Consider the following 19,543-nt stretch of genomic DNA (forward strand, 5'->3'; position numbering starts at 1 on the left):
TGAGCCAAGCCGTTGCCTTTTCCCACACGCCCTTGTCGCGCCAGCGGGCAAAGCGCACGTACACCCGGTGCCAGTGGCCAAACTGCGCCGGCAGGTCCCGCCAGGGAGCTCCCGTGCGGCCCAGCCAAAGCACCGCTTCGACAAATCCGCGCGTGTCGGCAGCGGTGACCCCGCAACTCCCGGCTTGCCCCGGTAACAAAGGAGATAACTCGGCCCACATCTTGTCCGTCAATAGCGTGCGGTCTGCATTCATAGTCGATCAACAACTCCGTAATTGAGAACAGTTCCTAGGGGAAAACTAAAAGTGAAAGATTAAAAGGAACCGCCAAATGGTTTCCTTTGACTTTTCAATCCCAACCAAACTTCATTTTCAAGCCTACCAGACTGATGCATACGTCTTCCCTGCAGCAAAACTTTTTGGCAGAACTAAACCACGAGCTGGCCCAAACCCGCAAAACCCTGGAGCGCGTGCCCTTCGAGCAGGCCGACTACCGGCCCCACCCCAAGAGCATGACGCTGTGGCAGCTGGCCACGCACATCGTCAACCTGCTGGCCTTCAAAACCCTGTTCCTGACCCACGACAACCGCGACTTTCTCGACCCCAACGGCCCCAAGCCCGGCCCGACGCCCACCAGCAAAGAGGCCCTGCTGGCGCGGTTTGAGGAGTACAGCGCCGTGCTGCGGAAGGAGCTAAGCGCGGCCGACGACGAAAAGCTGACCCGTAACTTCCGGCTGCACCGGGGCGAGCAGACGGTTTTCGAGCAGCCCAAAGGCACGGCCATTCGCCTGATGGGCCTCAACCACAGCATCCACCACCGCGGCCAGCTCACCGTCTACCTACGCCTGCTCGACATCCCCGTACCCGGCCTCTACGGCCCCAGCGCCGACGAGCAATAGGCGTACAGCAAGCAAGCAAGCAAGCAAGCAAGTAAGCAAGCAAAAGGCGGTCATCAAGACCGCCTTTTGCATTTGATGAAGCGCTTTGCTACTTATTTTGCCGAAAACACCCGCTCGCCCGCAATCCACGTCTGCTGCACTTTGGCGCCGCGGAGCTTTTCGTTGGGGGCTTTGAGCAGGTCGGTGTCGAGCACCACGAAGTCGGCGGCCATGCCGGGCCGGATGCTGCCCTTTTGCTTTTCCTCGAAAGCGGCGTGGGCGGCCCAGGTGGTCATGCCGCGCAGGGCCTGCTCGCGGGAAATGGCGTTTTCCATCTGGAAGCCGCCAGCCGGGTAGTTCTTGGCGTCCTGCCGGGCCACGGCCGCGTGGAAACCGAACAGCGGATTAATGTTCTCGACCGGAAAATCGGAGCCCAGGGCCAGCTGGCCGTATTGCCTGAGCAGCTCGGCGTAGGCGTAGGCCGTTTTCAGGCGCTCGGAGCCCAGCCGCTCGCCGGCCCAGTACATGTCGGAGGTGGCGTGGGTGGGCTGCACCGAGGGCACAATGCCGAACTGCCCGAACTTGCCCATATCGGCCGGCGTGATAACCTGGGCGTGCTCGATGCGCCAGCGCCGGTCTTGCTGCCCCTGCAGCGCCTCGCCGTAGATGTTGAGGATGATGCGGTTGGCCGAGTCGCCGATGGCGTGGGTGTTCATCTGGAACTTGCTGGCCGCCAGCAGCCGGGCCAGTTCGCGGAACTCCTTTTCGGTGGAGAGCAGGAAGCCGGTTTCCTGGGGCTTATCGGTGTACGGGTGCACCAGGCAGGCCCCGCGCGAACCCAGCGCCCCATCGGCGTACACTTTAAACGAGTTGACGGTGAGCCGGTCCTTGAAGATGGGGCCGCTTTTGAGGTAGAAATCCTTGTTCTCCTTGGTGGGGGCCAGCATGGCGTAGAGGCGCACTTTGAGCTTGCCGGCCTGCTGCAGCTGGTCGAGGCGGTCCACGTTGGCCTTTTCCAGGCCCGCGTCGGCCATGCTGGTCAGGCCCACGGCCAGGCAACGCTGCTGGGCGTCGAGCAGCATGGCTTCGGCCTCTGCCCCGCCCGGCTCCGGTATCTTGCCCGAGACTAAATCCACGGCGTTATCGACCAGCAAACCCGTCAGCCGGCCCTTCGCGTCCTTGGTAATCGTGCCGCCGCTGATGGGCGTGCGGGCCGTAACACCGGCCAGATCCAGGGCCTTTTGGTTCACGAGGGCCGCGTGGCCATCCACCCGCACGATGAACACCGGCGTGTTCGGAAACAAGGCGTCGAGCGTGTCTTTGGTGGGGAACTGCTTGCCGGGCCAGTCGTTCTGGTCCCAGCCGCGGCCGGTGAGCCAGGCCGCCTGCGGGTACTGCTGCCGCTGCTGGCTCAGCTTACCCACCACCTCGGGCCACGAGTTGGTCCCGCCCAGGTCGGCGTCGCGCAAACCCAGGCCGTAGCGGTAGAAGTGGCAGTGCGCGTCGTAGAAGCCCGGGTAGATGAACTGCCCGTCCGCGTCTACTTCCTGCTTCGCCGCAAACTGTCCGCGCAACTCGTCGGCCGTGCCCACGCCCACAAACTTGCCATCCTTCACTGCAAACGCCCGCGCCGTGCTAAACGCCGAATCGACAGTGTAGACTGTGGCGTTGTACACGAGCAAATCGGCCGGCTGGCGGTTACCGCCTGAATTGGATTGGCAAGCGTTGAAACCGGCTGCCAGCAGCGGCAGGGCAAGAACTGAGTAGGAGGTAAGGCGCATAAGGGAGCGGGCGGGAGGTGAAGTATTGGCGAGTTCGATGGCAAGATAAGCGAAGCTAAATAGAGGCTAAAAAACTAGCTCCCCTCCTCGGATGAGGAGGGGCTGGGGGTGGTTGACGATGCCTGAACGATTACTAGAAACTAGCTCTAAAAACCGTTCAAATATTTCAACCACCCCCAACCCCTCCTCATCTGAGGAGGGGAGCTAGCTTTTTAGCCTCTAAAGGCCGCGCCTAATCGAAGCGCATGTGCTTTACCGACTCGCCGGAATTTTTCAGCTCCAGCAGCGACTCGATGCCGATTTTCAGGTGGTTCAGCACGTAGCCGGCGGTTACTTTCTTGTCGCTCTCCGACGTTTTCACGCCTTCGGGCGTCATCGGGTTGTCGCTCACCAGCAGCAGCGCGCCGTGCGGAATGCCGTTGACGAAGCCCACGGTGAAGATGGTGGCCGTTTCCATGTCCACGGCCATGGCGCGCACCTGGCGCAGGTACTCCTTGAAGTTCTCGTCGTGCTCCCACACGCGGCGGTTGGTGGTGTACACCGTGCCGGTCCAGTAGTCCATCTCGTACTTCTTGATCATGCTGCTCACCGCCCGCTGCAGGCGGAAGGAGGGCAGGGCCGGAATTTCGGCCGGCAGGTAGTCGTCGGAGGTACCCTCGCCCCGGATGGCGGCGATGGGCAGAATCAGGTCGCCGAGCTTGGTGTTGGATTTCAGGCCGCCGCATTTGCCCAGAAACAGGGCCGCCTTGGGCTTGATGGCCGAAAGCAGGTCCATGACGGTGGCCGCCATCGGCGAGCCCATGCCGAAGTTGATGATGGTGATGCCGTTGGCCGTGGCCGTTTGCATGGGCTTGTCGAGGCCGCGCACTTCGGTGCCGAACTGCTCGGCAAACATGCTCACGTAGTTCGCAAAGTTGGTCAGCAGAATGTACTGGCCGAACTCATTCAATTCGACGCCGGTGTAGCGCGGCAGCCAGTTTTCAACAATGTCAGCTTTGGTTTTCATACGAAAGGGTTAGGGTTGCGAAGGATAAGGTTACACCGAAACCGGCAGCGGCGTCGGGCAGCGGCCGGCGCGTTCGGCCGGAAAAGGGTAGGTACAAAAAAGCCGTCGGTACCCACAGAAAGCGGGTTCGACGGCACGGAATGAAAAGCGGGAGAGACCCCGGGGCCGTACCTTTGGAGGTGATGCAAGAGCTGAACCTGCCGCCTTTCGATGCCAAAGTTACACAAAGCGGCGAAAATCTACTAATCTGGGATGTGCTGCGCCGCCGCCACGTGGTGCTCACGCCCGAGGAATGGGTGCGCCAACATCTGGTGCACTACCTCATCAACCACCGCGGCTACCCCAAAGGGCTGCTGAGCCTGGAGCGCGGCCACCAGTACAACCAGCGCCAGAAACGCACCGACCTGCTGGCCCTCGACGCCACCGGCCAGCCGCTGCTGCTGGTCGAGTGCAAGCGTCCCACCGTGCCCATCACGCCGGCAGTAGCCCACCAGATTGCCACCTATAACCTCACCATCGGCGCCCCGCTGCTGCTACTCAGCAACGGCCTGGAACACTACTGCTGGCGCGTGGACGCCATAAACCGCACCAACGAGCGGCTTAGCGAGGTGCCGGCCTTTGGCTGTTAGCTGAAAGTACGTCATTCAGAGCGCAGCGAAGAATCTCGCGTGCTGACGTTCAGTTACCATTACAACGTCAGCTTGCGAGATTCTTCGCTGCGCTCTGAATGACGTTCATTCAGCTAACAGCTAACAGCTAACAGCTAACAGCTAACAGCTAACAGCTAACAGCTCAGAAGCCAGCGCGTCGATTTCAGCTTCGGTGTTGAAGGAATGCACGATAAGGCGGAGCCGTTCGGTGCCGGCGGGCACGGTGGGCGCCACAATGGGGCGCACGTCGAATCCGGCGGTTTGGGCGGCGGCGGCTAGGGCGCGCACGGCGGCGGGGCCGGGGTTTTGGGTGAAGAAAACCGGGTGGATAACGTGGCTGCCGGCTGGCACGTGCAGGCCGGGCACGGCGTTGAGCGTGGCTTTCAGATAGTCGGAAAGCTGGAAGAGCTGCTCCCGCGCCGTTTGCAAATCGGGCAGCAGCGCGTAGGCCGCCGCGAGGCTGGCTACCGTGACTGGCGGAAGGGCGGTGGTATAGATGAACGGCCGGCTGAAATTGAGCAGGTAGTCGCGCAGCAAAGCCGAGCCAGCCACGGCGGCCCCTTGGCTGCCCAGGGCTTTGCCGAAGGTGAGAATGCGGGCAAACACTGCATTTTCGAGCCCCAGCGCCGCTACCAGCCCTTCGCCCCGCGGGCCATACAGGCCGTTGGTATGCGCCTCATCCACCACCAGATGCAGGCCCAGGCGCTGGCAGAGCGCCGCCAGCTCCGGCAGCGGGGCCACGTCGCCATCCATCGAGTACAGCGCCTCCACGGCGACGAACACCGCGCCGGTGGCGCGGGTGGCCTTGTGCTCCAGGTCGGCCAAATCGTTATGGCGGAAACTCCAGGCGGTGGCCGGCGTGGCCCGGATGCCGTCCTTGACGGAGGCGTGGCTGGCTTCGTCGTAGAGAATCGTGTCGCCGCGGCGGGGTACGGCCCCGAAGAAGCCCAGGTTGGCCGCGTAGCCCGAGTTGAAGAGCAGCGCCGCCTCGGCCCCGTGGAAGTGCGCCAGCTGGGTTTCGAGGGCCTCGGCGGCCTGCGAGTTGCCGGTGAGCAGGCGCGAGCCGGTGCTGCCGGCCGGCAGCTGAGCCGCCTGCTGCCCGGCCGCCAGTACCCGCGGGTGGCGGCTCAGGCCCAGGTAGTCGTTGGAGCTGAAATCGACGAGGCCGGGCGCGGGCGGGGCCGGCAGGCGGCGGCGGGTGCCCGCCGCCTCGCGCCGGGCCAGTTCGGCGGCCAGGCGCTGGTGCAGCAGAGAAGAAGAGGCCGGCATCAACACAGCAGAAGACTACACCTCGAACCGGCCCGCCGAGAGCCACACGCTGCCATCCTGCCCGAAGGTGCGGGCGCTGATAACCAGCCATTCCGAGTCCACCTCCACCCGGTCGCCGACGGCGGGCAGCACGCCGTGGCGCTGCATCACCAAGCTCAGCGCCGCCCCGATTTTGTCTTCCAGCTCCGAAATCAGCTCGTGCGCCTCGCGGGCCTCGTGCTGCTGGCGGATGCTTTCGGCGTAGATGTGGTCGAGGTTCAGGTCGAAGGGAATTTCCATAGGAAGTAGGAAGTCGAGAAGAAAAAAACCGTGTCATGCCAGGCATAACACGGTTTGGTGTAGTAGTTCAGCGCTTACGCCTCCACTGTGGCCGCTGCGGGCTGGCGGCCGAGCACCGTGGCGCCCTCGGGCACATCCTTGAACGACTTGCGGGGCTTGAGGCCGAGCAGGGCGAACATCTGCTGGTCGGCGTCGAAGTCGGGGTTGGGGGTAGTCAGCAGCTTCTCGCCCGAGAAGATGGAGTTGGCACCGGCCAGAAAGCACAGGGCCTGCTCGGTAACGGGCATTTCCTGGCGGCCGGCCGAGAGGCGCACCATGGTGTGGGGCATCAGAATGCGGGCGGTGGCAATCATGCGCAGCATTTCCCACACGCTCACGCGGGGCTGCTCGGCCAGGGGCGTGCCTTCTACGGGCACCAGGGCGTTTACGGGTACGCTTTCGGGGTGGGCAGGCAGCGTGGCCAGCGTGTGCAGCATGGCCACGCGGTCCTCGTCGGTTTCGCCCAGGCCGATGATGCCGCCCGAGCAGACCGAAATACCGGCCTTGCGCACGTGCTCCAGCGTGTTCAGCCGGTCATCGTAGGTGCGCGTCGTGATGATGTCGTCGTAGTGCTCGCGGCTGGTGTCGAGGTTGTGGTTGTAGGCGTAGAGGCCGGCCGCTTTCAGGCGCTCGGCCTGGTACTCGTTCAGCATCCCGAGGGTGCAGCATACTTCCAGGCCCAGGCCATTCACCTGCTCCACCATGCCCAATACGCGGTCGAAGTCGCGGTTGTCGCGGATTTCGCGCCAGGCGGCGCCCATGCAGAAACGGGTGGAGCCGGCGTCGCGGGCGCGCTGGGCCGAGGCCAGCACTTCGGCGTCGGGCAGCAGCTTGTGGGCCTGCACTCCCGTGTGGTAGCGGGCGGCCTGGGGGCAGTAGGCGCAGTCTTCGGGGCAGCCGCCGGTTTTCACGCTCAGCAGGGTGCACACCTGCACTTCGCCGGTGGCCTGGGTTTGGGCGTGGATGGCGGCCGCCTGCGAAACGAGTTCCAGCACGGGCTGATGATAAATGGCTTCTACTTCGGCAAGGGTCCAGTCGGTACGCATATTCTGAGCTATTAGCGGTTAGCTGATAGCTGCCAGCTTCCGGGGCGGGGCTGTCGGGCAGAGCGCCAACAGCCACCAGCGCGCGGCTAACAGCTAAAATGTAGCCGCAAGATACTCAGCGGCGCCAGAGTATCGCTGCTTATCCGACGAAGGCAGCGCCTACTCGGCGTTGAACCGGTTTTCCGGGGCCGGGGCGGCGGGCTGGTCGGGGCGGGCGTCGCGGGTGTTTTTCTGCACGGCAATGGCGGCAAACAGGCTCAGCAGAAACGACATGGCGTAAAAGCCCTTCTCGCTGAGCGTGAGCGTAGCGTTCCACAGGCCCACCGCCAGCAGGGCAATGGCGAGGATGGTGGAAAACCAGCTCAGGCCGTAATAGATGGTGGTTACGGGAATGCCGTCGAGCTGGTCGCGCACCGATTTCTGGAGCGAAATGGCCGAAAACAGCCCGTACATCAGAATGGTGAAGTAGTAGCCTTTCTCGTTGAGCAGCATTTCCGCGTTCCAGAGGCCGATAATGAAAGCGGCCATACCGGCGAGCAGGGCAAACCAGGAGGCGGCAACGAAGGCATTGGAGGGCTTGGCAAGGGGAGCGTTCATGGCAGTTGGTGGTAAAGAGGTGGAGAGAGCAAGGCCGGCGGCTACCCGTCCGACACCCCAAACATACGCGCCTCCCTCAGCCCGGTGGCCCCAAGGTTCACCCAAATCAGACTTTACATAAACGACCGAAAACCTACTTGCATTCGAGGTGTAAAACCACAAATATGGCTATCAGGGCGATTTCGGCAGGATATGATGAATAAGTGTCTGACTGGATATTGGCGGTTAATCAGACATCTTGACGACTCAAAAACAATGTAACCGCCAACGCAATTCGGGCGCTTACAGCTGCCGCAGCACCCGGCAGGGGTTGCCCACGGCCACCACGCCCGCCGGCACATCGCGCGTCACCACGCTGCCCGCCCCGATGGTGGTGTTGTCGCCGATGCAAACGCCGGGCAGCACAATCACGCCCGCGCCCAGCCATACGTTGTGCCCGATATGGATGGGCCGGGCAAACTCCCAGCCCGCCACGCGCGGGGCCACTTCCACGGGGTGCCCGGCGGTGCTCAGCAGCACGTTCGGGGCCACCAGCACGTTGTCGCCGAACGTGATGGGGGCGCAGTCGAGCAACGTGAGGTTGTAGTTGGCGTAGAAATTCCGGCCCAGCCGGATGTTGTAGCCGTAGTCGCAACGAAACGGGGCCTCCAGGTGCGCGTCGGTTTCGTAGCCCAGCAGTTCGGCCAGCACGGCGCGGTCGGGCGCTGCCGGCTGCTGGTTGTAGCGGTGGCACAGCTGTTTGGCGCGCAGGCGCTCGGCCTGCAACTGCGGGTCGTTGGCCTGGTACAGCTCGCCGGCCAGCATTTTCTGCTTGTCAATCGAGTCAGCCATGCGAGAGGAACAACAGATGAGGCGCTACCGGCTGCGGCTGGCCCCGCGGCTGCCACGGCCGCTGCTCTTGCCTTTGGCCGGGCGCTTGGCAGCACCTTGGGGGCCGCTTTTCGGACCCGCCGACTTACCGGGCCGGGGACCGGCCTTGTCGGTGGGGCGGCCCGAGGCTACGCTGCGGCCAGCCGTGACGAGGCGCTTGGGCTTGGCGCCGGGGCGGGTCGAGTCTTTGTCGAGCCAGGTGCCGGCGGGCAGGGCTTTGGTTTTGCGCGGGGCCTCGTCGCCCATTTTGGGGTCGGAGGCGGGGCGCACGATGTCGGGGCGGCTGGTAGCGCGGCGGGCGGTTTTGGGGCCCGAACGGTCGCCCCACTGCTCGGCCGTCGATACCACTTTGCGACGGCGCGGGGTGCGGCCGTCGTCGGTGCCCTTCGAGTCCTCAATCATCTCAAACAGCACCTTCAGCTCCTTGTCGCGCAGCTCACGCCACTCGCCGGGGCCCAGGCCCTTGATGCTGATGTTCATGATGCGGATGCGTTCGAGCTGCACCACTTCGTAGCCGAAATACTCGCACATGCGCCGGATCTGGCGGTTCATGCCCTGCACCAGCGTGAGCCGGAAAATGTAGGGCGTTTCCTTCACCACTTTGCATTTCTGGGTCATCACCCCCAGAATGGGCACCCCGTTCTGCATGCCCTCGATGAAATCGTCCTTGAGCGGCTTGTCCACCATCACGATGTACTCCTTCTCGTGCTGGTTGCCGGCGCGCAGGATTTTGTTCACGATGTCGCCGTTGCTCGTCATCAGCAGCAGGCCCTGCGACTCCTTGTCGAGGCGGCCGATGGGGAAGATGCGCACCGTGTGCTTGATGGCCCGGATAACGTTGTCCTTGACGCCCAGATCGGTGGTCGTGACGATGCCGGGCGGCTTGTTGTAGGCCAGGTACACGGCCTCTTCCTCGGGCCGGGGCTCGATGTGGGCGCCGTTCACTATCACCCGGTCGCGGCTCGTTACCTGGTCGCCGATGCTGGCGCGCTTGCCGTTCACCGTCACGTTGCCCTGCTCGATGTGGCGGTCGGCTTCGCGGCGCGAGCACACGCCACTTTCGCTGATGTATTTATTGAGTCGGGTAGCCATGGTGATAGAGCTTGATGCGGAGAGCCGGGGCAACGGTAAAAGAAGCGGCTGCCGACCCGAGGTGGGCCAGCAGCCTACAAAGGTACGCCGGATATAGGAGAGGGTAGAACAGGCGGGTGAATCCTGCTTATCCTTAGGGCATCTTTTCTACGAGAACTGGAGCGCATCCCGCATCCTCACATTCACCGATTTTTACAAAAGTGGGGTGAAAGAAATCTTTTATCCTTATTAGCTTATCCCCGTTGATATAGACATCCGGCTTCTCTGTAATGTCGTCTTCCAGCGTGTCTTTAAGCTGATTGATAAAAAAACTGGCCCTGGCTATTTTATCTTTGTTAGAACACTTGTTAGTGTAAACAACAGCCAGTTTATTACTGATGGTCGCATAATAGCAAGGTGGATCATTCCTGATAGAACTCAGATATATTATGCTGCTTATGTAATACTGTTTACAACCATTCTTGCTCTCAATTATTTCTATGTACGGGACTTCGTCGCGGGCCTTATAGCGCTCTGAAATATACTCTTTGACGCACTTATTAGTTAGATTGTACGAATATTCCTCTTGCTGACTGGTGCAGGCAACAAGCGACAGCAGAAGGAAATATAGCAAGATATTTCTCATTCGATAATTACCAAATACCTTCAAGTGCGGATAGGAATTGAGGCTAAAAAAGCAAACAGTGCCGTTTTTAGTTCAGATGGCGGCGCGGATGGCGTGACGGTGCTTAGCAATAACGGCAAGCTGCCATCCTTGGGCGAAAAGATTCCAGTGGTGGTATTGAAACACAACTGGCCCTGCGTAAAGTCACGCTCTTGCTCGCCGTTTGCTAGCGTGCGCATATTCTCGAAATCGAGTTGGTTGAGCATGCCGCTGTCTTTATCGAAGCGGAACCAGAAATATACATCGGCCGGGTGCTCGCTCTGCACGTCGAGGCGCTGGATTTCGAACAGCAGGTCGGTGTCAGCTTCAAGCAGAAACAGGACGTGGTAGCGTGGGTCAGACATGCAGAAGCCGGCTTATTGGGCCGCCGGAATTGCGTAGATGAGCAGGCCGATAAGCGGCGCAAAAATCAGCAGGCAGACCAGCAGGGGCCGCCAGACGCTGCGGGCCGGGAAGGCGCGCTTGTTGCCGATAAATTTATCGGCGTAGCTGTTGAGGCCGTAGCCGCCGGCCAGCCCGATACCCACCGCGTAGGCCCCGAGGGCGGAGTCATCGGGCAGAAAGTAGAGCAGCCCCATCAGCACCACCGTGTAGGCCACGCTGCCCCACAGGGCCTTTTGCGCCTCCCCGGGCCGGCCCACCGCCCGCAGGTTCTGGGCCGTGAGCACGCCGCCGGTTATGGCCGTGAACACCAGCGAGAACAGCCGGATGTTGCGCTGGGAATACAGGGCGGGCAGGGGAGCGGAAGTGGAAGCAGGTTTGGGCATCAGATGACTAAAGGCGGCAGCGGGGGAAGTGCTGCTGTAGGTTTGGACCTACAATTTTACCGCTTTTTCGCCCCGGTCCACGCCTTTCATCCAGCTAATCAGGCCGTGCATGTAGGTGGGCTGGTCGTCGTAGAAGCTCATGTGAGAGCCGCGGGGGCAGATAAGGGCGGTGCCATGCTGCACTTTTTCGGCCACCATGCGCATGTGTTCGGGGTCCATGGTGTCGTACTTGCCGCCGATGCTGAGCACGGGCACCGCCAGCCTGGGCAGGTCGGGCACGCGGTTCCAGTTGAGCAGCTTGCCGGCTACGCCGAACTCGCTCGGGCCCTGCATGGTCACGTAGAGCGACTGGTTCATTTTGGCAAACGAGCGGTTTACCGGCTCGGGCCACGCATCGAGGGGGCGCCGCAGAATGTGCTGGGTGTAGAAGTTGGGCAGCAGCAGCTCCATGTAGCGCGGGTTCTGGTAGTCTTTGCGCGCCTCCAGGGCCCGGATTTCCTTGAGCACTTCGGGCTTGAGCTGCGGGGCCAGCACCTCGTCGGCGTACTTGCCGTAGGCCGGAATGCTCATCATCATGTTGCTGATGACTAAGCCTTTGAGGTGCTGCTGGTACTTAAGGGCGTATTCGGCGGCCAGGATGCCGCCCCAGCTGTGGCCCAGCAAATAGAAGTTGCTGCTGTCGAGCTGGAGGGCCTGGCGAACCTGCTCCACTTCCTCCACGTAGCGCGGCAGGCTCCACATGCTGGTGTCCTGGGGGTTGTCGGAGTTGCCGCAGCCGAGCTGGTCGTAGTAGATGAACTCGATACCCTCGCGGGGCAGGAAGCTTTCCATGCACTCGAAATACTCGTGCGTGGCGCCCGGCCCGCCATTGAGCAGCAGCAGCTTGATGCGCGGGTTGCTCCCAAACCGTTTGGTCCAGACGTTGAAGGTGCCTTTGGGCGTCGTGATGGGCACCATTTTCACGCCGCCATCGGCCAGTACCGTGGTGTCGGGGGCGGGGAAGTAGGTGGTGAGAGCCGGGGTGCCCGTCGGCGTGTCGGGCGCTTCGGTTGAGGCGGGGGAGCAGGCGGCGGCCATCAGGGCCAGCAGGGTGGGAGCGAGGAGGCGTTTCAGCATCCGGCAATATATTCAGTTGTTCGTTGTCAGGGGATGATTTTCAGACAAAAAGAAGGGTCATTCAGAGCAGCGCGAAGAATCTCGCGTGCTGATGTTGAGTTACCTGGGCAATGTCAGCACGCGAGATTCTTCGCGCTGCTCAGAATGACCGTTCTTTTTGCCTGATAATTACTAGGCACTACTCCGCCAGCCACTGGGCCGTCCGGTACTCGCCGGGGCCGATGAACAGGTGCAGCAGATCGTCGGTAAGTTGGAGGCCGTTGGCGCTGTTGGTGAAGAAGAGCAGGCTTTCGCGGCGGTCGGGGAAGGCCATGAAGAAGCCCTGAAAGTCGCCGTTGTCGCCCCAGTGCCAGAGGGCGGGGCCGGCGCTGGTGCTGGCCAGGCCCACGCCCGCAGCCCAGGCCACAAACGGGTCGGCGGGGCCGGTGGGCCGGCCGCAGCGGTTGGCCTCGTTGGCGGCCAGCCGCAGTAGCCGGGCGGTGGCTGGTTTCAGGCCGCGGCCGGTGTACAGGGCTTGCAGGAAGCGGTTGTAGTCGGGGGCGGTGGTGAGCAGGCTGTACGCCGCGTAAGGCTCCGCGAAGCGCCGCACCTGAGTTGGCTGGCCGGCTTTGTCGTGGCCGGTGGCGGCGTTGCCCGCGAAGTCGGCCCGCCACCGGAAGCTGCTGCGGCGCATTTTCAGCGGCCCGAAGACCTCGCGCCGGGCCAGGCTTTCCAGCGGCTCGCCCGTCAACTGCTCCAGCGTGCGTTGCAGCCACACGAAGCCCTCGCCCGAGTAGTTCCAGCAGCTGTCGGGTGCAAACCGGAAGGTCAGCGGCGAGGCGGCCCAGGTCGGCCCCAGCGGGTTATCGGCCCAGTTGGGCAGGCCGGTGGTGTGGGTGAGCACCATGCGGGCCGTCACGTGGGCGGCCCGGGGCTGGCCCTGCACCCGCGGATACGGCGCGTAGCTGAGCAGCGGCCGGTCGAGGTCGAGCCGGCCCTGGTCGTGCAGGCGCAGCGTGAGGTAGGCCAGCACCACCTTGCCCAGCGAAGCCGCCTGAAACACGGTTTCAGCAGTTACAGCAGCAGCCGAATCCTGCCGCATTCGACCCATAGCGTAGGTGCTCACCTTGCGGCCTTTGGTGTGCACCACCTGCAACCCGGGCACGTGGCGCTGGCTCAGCAGGGCCGCTAGTTCGGCCTGCTGGGCCGAGGCCGGCCGACAGAGCAGCAGCAGAAACGGTAGAAGCAGCAGTTTCATCGGGGGCGGGGAGGACGGGCGCAGCGTTGCGGCCGACGCGGATGCAGTGGCAGATGCGAAATCAGAGGAAACGGTTGCCCTATTCGATAATCAAAACGGGCCGCCCCACCCGGAGCGGCCCGCTAATCAAAGCCAAGCGGCGTTCCACATCTGCCGGAAGGTATTTCACCTCCGGATTAGCTGCTACCGAAATCTGCGAAATCCGGTCATCTGCAACATCTGTGATTTAGCCGAGCGTGTGGTACACGGCCTGCACGTCGTCATCTTCCTCGAACTTCTCAATCAGGTTCATCACTTCTTCCAGCTCATCGCCTTCGAGGTGCACGGTGGTGTTGGGCACGCGCTGCAGCTGGGCCGATACCACGTTGAGCTGCTTTTCCTCCAGCGCCTTCTGCATCTGGCCGAAGTCGGTGAAAGCGGTTTCCACCACGATGAAGTCGGTGGTGTTGCCCTGCTCGTCCTCCTCCTGGTCGGCGTACACGTCTTCGGCGCCGGCATCAATCAGCTCCAGCTCCAGCTCATCCAGCTCCAGGCCCTCGGCGGCCAGCTTGAACACGCCCTTGCGGGTGAACGTGTAATCGGACGAGCCGGCGGTGCCCAGCGAGCCGTTGCCACGGTTGAAATACATGCGCACGTTGGCCACGGTGCGGGTGGGGTTGTCGGTGGCCGTTTCGATAACCACGGCCACGCCGTGGGGCGCGTAGCCCTCGTACACTACCTCCTCGTAATCCTTTTCCTCGCGCGAGGAAGCCCGCTTGATGGCGGCTTCCACCCGGTCTTTGGGCATGTTCACGCCCTTGCCGTTCTGGATGGCCGTGCGCAGGCGCGAGTTGGTATCGGGGTTGGGGCCGCCTTCTTTCACGGCCATCACAATCTCGCGGCCGATGCGGGTAAAATCTTTCGACATCCGGTCCCAGCGCTTCATTTTGCGACCTTTCCGGAATTCAAACGCGCGTCCCATCTATGTTGAATGAGTGAGTAAGTGAATAAGTGAACCGCCTCGGCCGGTGGCCGGAGCGGGCTGCAAGTTAGCAGAAACCCGGCCGGGGCTCAAGGTGAGACGGTGAAATAGTGCGATGGCGAGTGATGGGTTTGAGGTTCAATAAGCCCTTCGAGGCAAGCGGCACATCAGGCAGGCCCCTGAAACATCAAACTCACCATTTCACTATCTCACCATCTCAGCTTGCGCCGCTACTGCCGCCGCAGCGTGTACGTGCTCTGGTTGCCCGCCGGAAAGCCCGCCACTACGATGGTCAGCAGGCCCTTTTCCAGCCTGAACGTGCCTTCGTCGGTGCGCGTGCGGCCGTTTGTGTCGGTGTGCGTGAAGCTGATGCGGCCGGGCGTAAAGGTGTAGCGGCCGTCCTGGTCGAAGCGCATGGGGCCGCCGTTAACCGTCAGCGTCAGGCGCTTCTGGTAGCTGCCATCGGGGCGCAGCGTGAGGGCGCCGCCCACGCCCTGGGCCGGTAGCGGCTCGGGGCTGGTTTCGCGGTTGAGGATGGTGTAGCTCAGGTAAGCGTAGGTGCCGAAAAACGACCCCGGCGCCGCCTGCGCCGCTGCCTGGGGCCGCACCTGGGCGCGCGACTGGGCCAGCAGCGGCACTGCCGCGGGCAACACCAGCACCAGAGAAAACAGGAAGCGAAAATGGAAATTCATGCCGAAAGATAAGCGCCGGCGCCGCAAGTGCCCGGCGCCGGCACAACCCGGCCGGCGTTCAAACCGGAATGCTCAGCACCCAGGCCAGGGCGGCGTCCGACTCGTCGAAATCAAAGGTTTTGATGGGCAGCACCTGCGCCACCGAAACAGCGGCGGCCACCGCCTCACGCGAGGGCCAGTCCATGGCGTTTATCCAGGCTACGGCCCGCACGCCGCGGGCGGCCAGCGCCGGGGCCAGCTCGCGCCCAATCCAGTCGCCGGCCTCCAGCCACTCCCCGTAGGCGTCGCTGCTGTCGTTTATCATGCGGCTTACGGGCCAGGCGGTGGGCAGGCCGTGCAGCATCTGCTCGCACTGCTGCCGGGCCGACGCTGCATTGAAACGGCCGTGCCACTGCGCCCGCAGCAGCTGGTGCCGGCTGCAGTAGCTCACCAGCAGCGTCGGCGTATCGAGCAGGATTTGGTCAAATGACACCATGCGTCGGATAGTTTGGAAGAGAACGGGACCGGGCCGCCAGCGGCCTGTTACATACGTACGAGGCCCGGCGCCCAAAGTAAGCGCCGCCCGCCCGCCCGCGCAACCGGCGCCGCTGAAACAGCTGAGCAGCTGCCGCAAATGGCCCGAAAAAAAGCGCGAGCCAGCCCGGGCGGGCGCGTTTCGTCGCCAATCCGTTACTTTGGGTTATGGCTGATTTTCTACGTGAGCTGATTCGCCCGGCCGCCGAGCTGCCCGCGGCCGACGTGTGTCTGGTAGGGTTGCCGCTCGATTATGGCACGGTGCTCGAAGGCGGCCGGGGCGGGGCCGCGCACGCGCCCAACGCCATCCGGGCCGAGCTGCGGCGCTACCACAAAACCTACAACCTCGAGCACTTCGTCGACCTCAACCCGCTGCGCATCGCCGACGCCGGCAACCTGCCCCTGCGCGCCGCCCGCCACGCCGACAACCACGAAACCGTGGCCCGCGAGCTGGCCCGGCTGCTGGCCCAGTATCCGCGGGTGGTGGTGCTGGGCGGCTCGCACGATGGCACCTACAGCACCGTGCGGGGCCTGCACGCAGCCACCGGCGGCCATCCGCTCGGCGGCATCAACCTCGATGCCCACGCCGACGTGAAAGACCGCCCGGGCCTAATCAGCAGCGGTACGCCCTTCGGCCGGCTGCTGCGCGAAGGCCTGCTGGCCGGGCCCCGCTTCACCGAAATCGGGCTGCATTCTAACCTGAATGTGCAGGCCGATATCGAGTTTCTGCACCAGCAGCGGGCCCACATTGTGCCGCTAAGCCACGTGCAGCACGATGGCATGCCCGAGTACATGAGCCGGGCCCTGACCCGCGCCACGGCCGCCGGGCCCGCCTTCGTAAGCTTCGATATCGACTGCTGCGCCCAGGCCTTCGCGCCCGCCGTGAGTGCGCCCAGCGCCGACGGCCTCACCCCCCGCCAGGCCACCGAGGCGGCCTGGCTGGCGGGCCGCGCCGCCGGGGTACGGCTGTTTGAGGTGATGGAGCTCAACCCGCTTTTCGACCGCGACCAGCAAACGGCGCGGCTGGCCGCTACGGTTATTGCGGCGTACCTTACGGGAGTGGCCTCCACGCTCGGCGGCTAGCATTTGGTGGCGCCGTCCGCGCCGGCCGTCTGTTTCTACCTGCTCTTCTCTACTATGAAAACGACTGTACTATTTCTGCTGCTGGCTGCCGGGCCGGCCGTGGCCCAGAAAACCGCGCCGCCCAAAGCCGCCGCCAAATCTTCGGCTCCCAAAGCCACAACCCAAGCCTACGGCTCGGCGCCCGTGTTCTCCCTCGATTGCGCCACCAATCCGCTGCCCGCCGGTCCGCTGCAGAAAACGCACTGCGAAATCCGGCACCTCACGCTGCCCATCCCGCCCGCCGGCACGCCCTTAACGGTGGATGCGCGCGCCAACGGCAGCATTGCCGTGCGCGCCTGGGCGGGCCCCGGGGTGCGGGTGCGCGCCCGCGTAACCGGCCGGGCCGCCACCGCCGAAACCGCCCGCGCTCTGGCCGCCGCCGTGCGCCTGAGCTCGGCTTCCCACACCCTCACGGCCGGGTTGGCCAACGGCGCCCTCGAAGGCTGGGCCGTAAGCTACGAAGTGCTGGTGCCAACCCAAACCGACTTGGTGCTGACAGCCATGAACGGGGCTCTGGAGCTGGAAAACGTGCGCGGCCAGCTACGCCTGACTACCATCAATGGTCCGCTCGTGCTGCGCGGCCTAGCTGGCGACGTACGCGCCCGCACCACCAACGGCCGCATCGACCTGATTTTGACCGGGGAAGCGTGGATCGGGCCGGGCCTCGATGTGGGTACCGTGAACGGCGACATCAGCTGGCAGCTGCCGCCCGAGTACGCGGCCACCCTTCTGGCCCGCACCACCCGCGGCCGGGTCGGGGCCGAGCTCAACACCAAGCGCCTCAGCCTGCTACCTCACAACCTGGCCGCCACGCTGGGCAAAGGCGGTACCCAGCTGAAGGCAAGCACCGTCAACGGCAACGTGCAGGTAAGCCAGCTGCGCCCAGTCCGGTCCGCCACCCCCACCGATTCGCTCGACACGGAGGAATAGGCGCCGGGTGGGTGCGGCGTACGGAGCTAGCCTTCGTCTTTGCCGGCCATTACCTGGGCGTGGTTGAGCACGGCCACCAGCGTAACGCCCCCGATAATGTTGCCCAGCAGCGCCGGCACCACGAAACCGCCCAGCACCTGCCCCCAACTGGCGGCCCCCACCACTGCCACGCTGAAGGCCTCGACCGAGCCGGCAATAATGTGGCTGAAGTGCGCCAGCCCCACCAGATACGTCATCAGAATAATCACCCACACCCGCGCCGACTCGGCGAAGGGCAGCAGCCACACCATCAGGGCAATGATCCAGCCGGCGAAAATGCCGCGCAGCAGCGTGGTGCCGAAATCGAACTGCATGACCTTCTGGCCCATGTGCAGGAACACCTCCTGAACCTCGGGGCTGAAGGCGGTGGTGCGCATGGCCACCAGCGACAGCAGCAGGGCCCCCAGCAAATTCGACGTCAGTACCACCGCCCACAGCCGTAGCACGTTGCGCAGCGTCACCATATCCATGCGCACGAGCAGCGGGATGATGGGGGTGAGCGTGTTTTCGGTGAACAGTTGCTGGCGGGCCAGAATCACGACCAGAAAACCCATGCTGTAGCCGAAGGTGGCTACCAGCGGTTGCCACTCGGCGTCGGGCAGGTAATGCGTGAGCAGGCCCTGGGCAATCATCGACAGCCCCATCGACAGACCCGCCGCCAAACCCGAGAAAAACAGCGAGGCCGTGGGGCGCCGCAGCTCCTCTTCTCCCTCCTGAAATGTGGTGCGGTACAGTACTTTACCACTCGGGGCCTTCCGCTCGTTGGCTTCCCGCTTATCGGCCCGCTTGCGCTGGATTTCCTGCTGTCGGGCCTTCTCGTCTATTTCTTCCATTGAGGGGCTTAAACGCAACTACCGGCCGACAGGTAAAGAAATAATAAATAAACATTTTCAATCACGAAGAAATGGCTTTTATCCTATTGAAATTCAATAGGATAAAAGCCATTTATGTGCTTTGTGTTACCTGCCTGAAAGGTTCTCAAACGCTCTTTAGCGCGCTACCTGCTCGGTGCGGAAACGCTTGGGCTCGCCGGACTTCTTGCGCGGGTATTCGCTTTGTTTTTTGGCCCGGTACGATTTCACCAGCCAAGCGGCCCCAACCATGGCACCAAGTGTGGCGGCGGCCAGGCCAAACTTCGCTCTGATCGGGTCGTGAGGGGCGGGGGGCAGGTAGGCTATGCCATTGGCATCTAGGCGGGCCGGGTGCTGCACGTAGCGGCCGTGGGCCGGCACCTTGAACTCGTCGGCCAGCCGGCGCAGGCCCGCACCGGCACCGGGGCCCGGCATGGCCGGACCGTGGCCGCAGCCGATGGCTTCCGGATTGAGGTCGGCCAGCTGCCGGATGGAGTCGCCCACCTGCTGCCAGTCGTAGTTGAACGGGGCGCCCGCCACGCTGATGTTCTCCAGCTGCAGCAGCACTGCCGGCACCGACTCGTGGTTGCAGGTAGCAAAGGCATCGGCCCCGAGCAGGGTACGGTCTTTTTCGCGGAACAGCGCCACCTGCCCGGGCGCGTGGCCCGGTACGTGGTGCCACTGCCAGTCGGGCAAAAACGGCGGATCAACATCGTTGGCCGGCAGTTGCTGGATGTAGTCGGAGAGCTGGAACGACTGGGGCGGGAAGAAGCGGGCCGCGAAGGCCAGCGAGCCGCCGCCGGCCACCGTCGGGTCGGCGGGCGGATACACAGCGCGGGCCGTCAGGAAAGGCATTTCCAGCTCATGGGCCAGCACCGGCACCTTCCAGTGTTCGGCCAGGGCCTGGGCCGAGCCGGCGTGGTCGAGGTGGCCGTGGGTGAGGATGATGGCCTCGGGGTGCGAGCCGGGGTAGAAAATTTCGTCGGCCGCCGCTACAATGGCCTGCTCCGAGCCCGGCAGGCCGGTATCGACCAGCACCCACTCACCGGGCCGGCCGGTTTCAACGAAATATACATTGACAAAGCGCTGAATGGTAAGCTGATGAACGCCGTGAGCTACTTGTTTCATGGAATGCGGGATAAGGTA

At 63.4% G+C, this 19,543-nt stretch carries 22 protein-coding genes; 4 read left to right on the top strand and 18 right to left on the bottom strand.

Annotated features, from left to right (window positions below; translation table 11 throughout):
- Positions 1–253, bottom strand: a 253-nt coding sequence (locus tag H145_RS24195; RefSeq protein WP_019948900.1) for a transposase, incomplete at its 3' end; no start/stop codon positions are given.
- 134 nt (positions 254–387) lie between these two features.
- On the opposite strand from H145_RS24195, the gene H145_RS0114575 reads away from it, so the two are divergent.
- Entirely contained in the window at positions 388–897 is a 510-nt protein-coding gene (locus H145_RS0114575; RefSeq protein ID WP_019948901.1) for a DinB family protein, read from the top strand.
- A 92-nt stretch (positions 898–989) separates the two neighbouring features.
- Here the strand turns inward: H145_RS0114575 and H145_RS0114580 are convergent, their stop codons facing one another.
- The gene (locus tag H145_RS0114580; RefSeq protein ID WP_019948902.1) at positions 990–2,657 is read right to left on the bottom strand and encodes an amidohydrolase; all 1,668 of its coding nucleotides are present in this window, start codon (positions 2,655–2,657) and stop codon (positions 990–992) included.
- A 232-nt stretch (positions 2,658–2,889) separates the two neighbouring features.
- A complete protein-coding gene (locus tag H145_RS0114585; RefSeq protein ID WP_019948903.1) occupies positions 2,890–3,663 on the bottom strand; it encodes an AMP nucleosidase in 774 nt (257 codons plus the stop codon).
- A gap of 182 nt (positions 3,664–3,845) precedes the next feature.
- Between H145_RS0114585 and H145_RS0114590 the strand changes: the two genes are divergently transcribed.
- A complete protein-coding gene (locus H145_RS0114590; RefSeq protein WP_019948904.1) occupies positions 3,846–4,292 on the top strand; it encodes a type I restriction enzyme HsdR N-terminal domain-containing protein in 447 nt (148 codons plus the stop codon).
- Between the two features lie 141 nt (positions 4,293–4,433).
- Here the strand turns inward: H145_RS0114590 and H145_RS0114595 are convergent, their stop codons facing one another.
- The 13 genes from H145_RS0114595 to H145_RS0114665 all read right to left on the bottom strand — a co-directional run bounded on the left by H145_RS0114595 (position 4,434) and on the right by H145_RS0114665 (position 15,417).
- Positions 4,434–5,582: an aminotransferase class I/II-fold pyridoxal phosphate-dependent enzyme gene (locus tag H145_RS0114595; RefSeq protein WP_019948905.1), complete on the bottom strand. Its 1,149-nt coding sequence runs from the start codon at positions 5,580–5,582 to the stop codon at positions 4,434–4,436.
- Between the two features lie 15 nt (positions 5,583–5,597).
- Positions 5,598–5,861, bottom strand: a complete 264-nt coding sequence (locus tag H145_RS0114600; protein ID WP_019948906.1) for a hypothetical protein — start codon at positions 5,859–5,861, stop codon at positions 5,598–5,600.
- 74 nt (positions 5,862–5,935) lie between these two features.
- Positions 5,936–6,946 (bottom strand): biotin synthase BioB, encoded by a 1,011-nt coding sequence (bioB, locus tag H145_RS0114605; RefSeq protein ID WP_019948907.1) that lies wholly within the window; start codon positions 6,944–6,946, stop codon positions 5,936–5,938.
- A gap of 159 nt (positions 6,947–7,105) precedes the next feature.
- Entirely contained in the window at positions 7,106–7,543 is a 438-nt protein-coding gene (gene yiaA, locus H145_RS0114610) for an inner membrane protein YiaA (RefSeq protein WP_019948908.1), read from the bottom strand.
- 282 nt (positions 7,544–7,825) lie between these two features.
- Entirely contained in the window at positions 7,826–8,374 is a 549-nt protein-coding gene (locus H145_RS0114615; RefSeq protein WP_019948909.1) for a sugar O-acetyltransferase, read from the bottom strand.
- A gap of 24 nt (positions 8,375–8,398) precedes the next feature.
- On the bottom strand, positions 8,399–9,505 hold the full coding sequence (gene rluF, locus H145_RS0114620) for a 23S rRNA pseudouridine(2604) synthase RluF (RefSeq protein ID WP_019948910.1): 1,107 nt from the start codon (positions 9,503–9,505) through the stop codon (positions 8,399–8,401).
- A 645-nt stretch (positions 9,506–10,150) separates the two neighbouring features.
- Positions 10,151–10,513: a hypothetical protein gene (locus H145_RS0114630; RefSeq protein WP_019948912.1), complete on the bottom strand. Its 363-nt coding sequence runs from the start codon at positions 10,511–10,513 to the stop codon at positions 10,151–10,153.
- A gap of 12 nt (positions 10,514–10,525) precedes the next feature.
- Positions 10,526–10,936: a hypothetical protein gene (locus tag H145_RS0114635; protein WP_019948913.1), complete on the bottom strand. Its 411-nt coding sequence runs from the start codon at positions 10,934–10,936 to the stop codon at positions 10,526–10,528.
- 48 nt (positions 10,937–10,984) lie between these two features.
- Positions 10,985–12,052, bottom strand: a complete 1,068-nt coding sequence (locus H145_RS0114640) for a proline iminopeptidase-family hydrolase (RefSeq protein WP_019948914.1) — start codon at positions 12,050–12,052, stop codon at positions 10,985–10,987.
- A 178-nt stretch (positions 12,053–12,230) separates the two neighbouring features.
- Positions 12,231–13,289: a serine hydrolase domain-containing protein gene (locus H145_RS21435; RefSeq protein WP_019948915.1), complete on the bottom strand. Its 1,059-nt coding sequence runs from the start codon at positions 13,287–13,289 to the stop codon at positions 12,231–12,233.
- Between the two features lie 226 nt (positions 13,290–13,515).
- Positions 13,516–14,250 (bottom strand): YebC/PmpR family DNA-binding transcriptional regulator, encoded by a 735-nt coding sequence (locus H145_RS0114655; RefSeq protein ID WP_026351541.1) that lies wholly within the window; start codon positions 14,248–14,250, stop codon positions 13,516–13,518.
- Positions 14,251–14,480: 230 nt separating this feature from the next.
- A complete protein-coding gene (locus tag H145_RS0114660) occupies positions 14,481–14,942 on the bottom strand; it encodes a hypothetical protein (RefSeq protein ID WP_019948917.1) in 462 nt (153 codons plus the stop codon).
- Positions 14,943–15,000: 58 nt separating this feature from the next.
- Complete coding sequence (locus H145_RS0114665; RefSeq protein ID WP_019948918.1) at positions 15,001–15,417, bottom strand: STAS/SEC14 domain-containing protein; 417 nt, start codon at positions 15,415–15,417, stop codon at positions 15,001–15,003.
- A gap of 206 nt (positions 15,418–15,623) precedes the next feature.
- On the opposite strand from H145_RS0114665, the gene H145_RS0114670 reads away from it, so the two are divergent.
- Together H145_RS0114670 and H145_RS0114675 are read left to right on the top strand one after the other, a co-directional pair.
- Complete coding sequence (locus H145_RS0114670) at positions 15,624–16,538, top strand: arginase family protein (RefSeq protein ID WP_019948919.1); 915 nt, start codon at positions 15,624–15,626, stop codon at positions 16,536–16,538.
- A 54-nt stretch (positions 16,539–16,592) separates the two neighbouring features.
- Positions 16,593–17,507, top strand: a complete 915-nt coding sequence (locus H145_RS0114675) for a DUF4097 family beta strand repeat-containing protein (RefSeq protein WP_019948920.1) — start codon at positions 16,593–16,595, stop codon at positions 17,505–17,507.
- Positions 17,508–17,533: 26 nt separating this feature from the next.
- Here H145_RS0114675 and H145_RS0114680 read toward each other — a convergent pair whose 3' ends face one another.
- Both H145_RS0114680 and H145_RS21440 read right to left on the bottom strand, forming a co-directional pair.
- Positions 17,534–18,379, bottom strand: coding sequence for a formate/nitrite transporter family protein (locus H145_RS0114680; RefSeq protein WP_019948921.1), 846 nt, complete (start codon positions 18,377–18,379; stop codon positions 17,534–17,536).
- Positions 18,380–18,535: 156 nt separating this feature from the next.
- Entirely contained in the window at positions 18,536–19,525 is a 990-nt protein-coding gene (locus tag H145_RS21440) for an MBL fold metallo-hydrolase (RefSeq protein ID WP_019948922.1), read from the bottom strand.
- Positions 19,526–19,543: the final 18 nt, after the last annotated feature.

The sequence above is a fragment of the Hymenobacter aerophilus DSM 13606 genome (assembly GCF_000382225.1).
GTDB classification, from domain to species: domain Bacteria; phylum Bacteroidota; class Bacteroidia; order Cytophagales; family Hymenobacteraceae; genus Hymenobacter; species Hymenobacter aerophilus.

Coding starts and splice junctions, on each gene's coding strand:
- yiaA (WP_019948908.1), bottom strand. CDS start 7,543: ATGAACGCTCCCCTTGCCAAGCCCTCCAATGCCTTCGTTGCCGCCTCC.
- H145_RS0114580 (WP_019948902.1), bottom strand. CDS start 2,657: ATGCGCCTTACCTCCTACTCAGTTCTTGCCCTGCCGCTGCTGGCAGCC.
- H145_RS0114680 (WP_019948921.1), bottom strand. CDS start 18,379: ATGGAAGAAATAGACGAGAAGGCCCGACAGCAGGAAATCCAGCGCAAG.
- H145_RS0114595 (WP_019948905.1), bottom strand. CDS start 5,582: ATGCCGGCCTCTTCTTCTCTGCTGCACCAGCGCCTGGCCGCCGAACTG.
- H145_RS0114665 (WP_019948918.1), bottom strand. CDS start 15,417: ATGGTGTCATTTGACCAAATCCTGCTCGATACGCCGACGCTGCTGGTG.
- bioB (WP_019948907.1), bottom strand. CDS start 6,946: ATGCGTACCGACTGGACCCTTGCCGAAGTAGAAGCCATTTATCATCAG.
- H145_RS0114635 (WP_019948913.1), bottom strand. CDS start 10,936: ATGCCCAAACCTGCTTCCACTTCCGCTCCCCTGCCCGCCCTGTATTCC.
- H145_RS0114640 (WP_019948914.1), bottom strand. CDS start 12,052: ATGCTGAAACGCCTCCTCGCTCCCACCCTGCTGGCCCTGATGGCCGCC.
- H145_RS0114630 (WP_019948912.1), bottom strand. CDS start 10,513: ATGTCTGACCCACGCTACCACGTCCTGTTTCTGCTTGAAGCTGACACC.
- H145_RS0114615 (WP_019948909.1), bottom strand. CDS start 8,374: ATGGCTGACTCGATTGACAAGCAGAAAATGCTGGCCGGCGAGCTGTAC.
- rluF (WP_019948910.1), bottom strand. CDS start 9,505: ATGGCTACCCGACTCAATAAATACATCAGCGAAAGTGGCGTGTGCTCG.
- H145_RS0114670 (WP_019948919.1), top strand. CDS start 15,624: ATGGCTGATTTTCTACGTGAGCTGATTCGCCCGGCCGCCGAGCTGCCC.
- H145_RS0114600 (WP_019948906.1), bottom strand. CDS start 5,861: ATGGAAATTCCCTTCGACCTGAACCTCGACCACATCTACGCCGAAAGC.
- H145_RS0114675 (WP_019948920.1), top strand. CDS start 16,593: ATGAAAACGACTGTACTATTTCTGCTGCTGGCTGCCGGGCCGGCCGTG.
- H145_RS0114590 (WP_019948904.1), top strand. CDS start 3,846: ATGCAAGAGCTGAACCTGCCGCCTTTCGATGCCAAAGTTACACAAAGC.
- H145_RS21435 (WP_019948915.1), bottom strand. CDS start 13,289: ATGAAACTGCTGCTTCTACCGTTTCTGCTGCTGCTCTGTCGGCCGGCC.
- H145_RS0114655 (WP_026351541.1), bottom strand. CDS start 14,250: ATGGGACGCGCGTTTGAATTCCGGAAAGGTCGCAAAATGAAGCGCTGG.
- H145_RS21440 (WP_019948922.1), bottom strand. CDS start 19,525: ATGAAACAAGTAGCTCACGGCGTTCATCAGCTTACCATTCAGCGCTTT.
- H145_RS0114585 (WP_019948903.1), bottom strand. CDS start 3,663: ATGAAAACCAAAGCTGACATTGTTGAAAACTGGCTGCCGCGCTACACC.
- H145_RS0114660 (WP_019948917.1), bottom strand. CDS start 14,942: ATGAATTTCCATTTTCGCTTCCTGTTTTCTCTGGTGCTGGTGTTGCCC.
- H145_RS0114575 (WP_019948901.1), top strand. CDS start 388: ATGCATACGTCTTCCCTGCAGCAAAACTTTTTGGCAGAACTAAACCAC.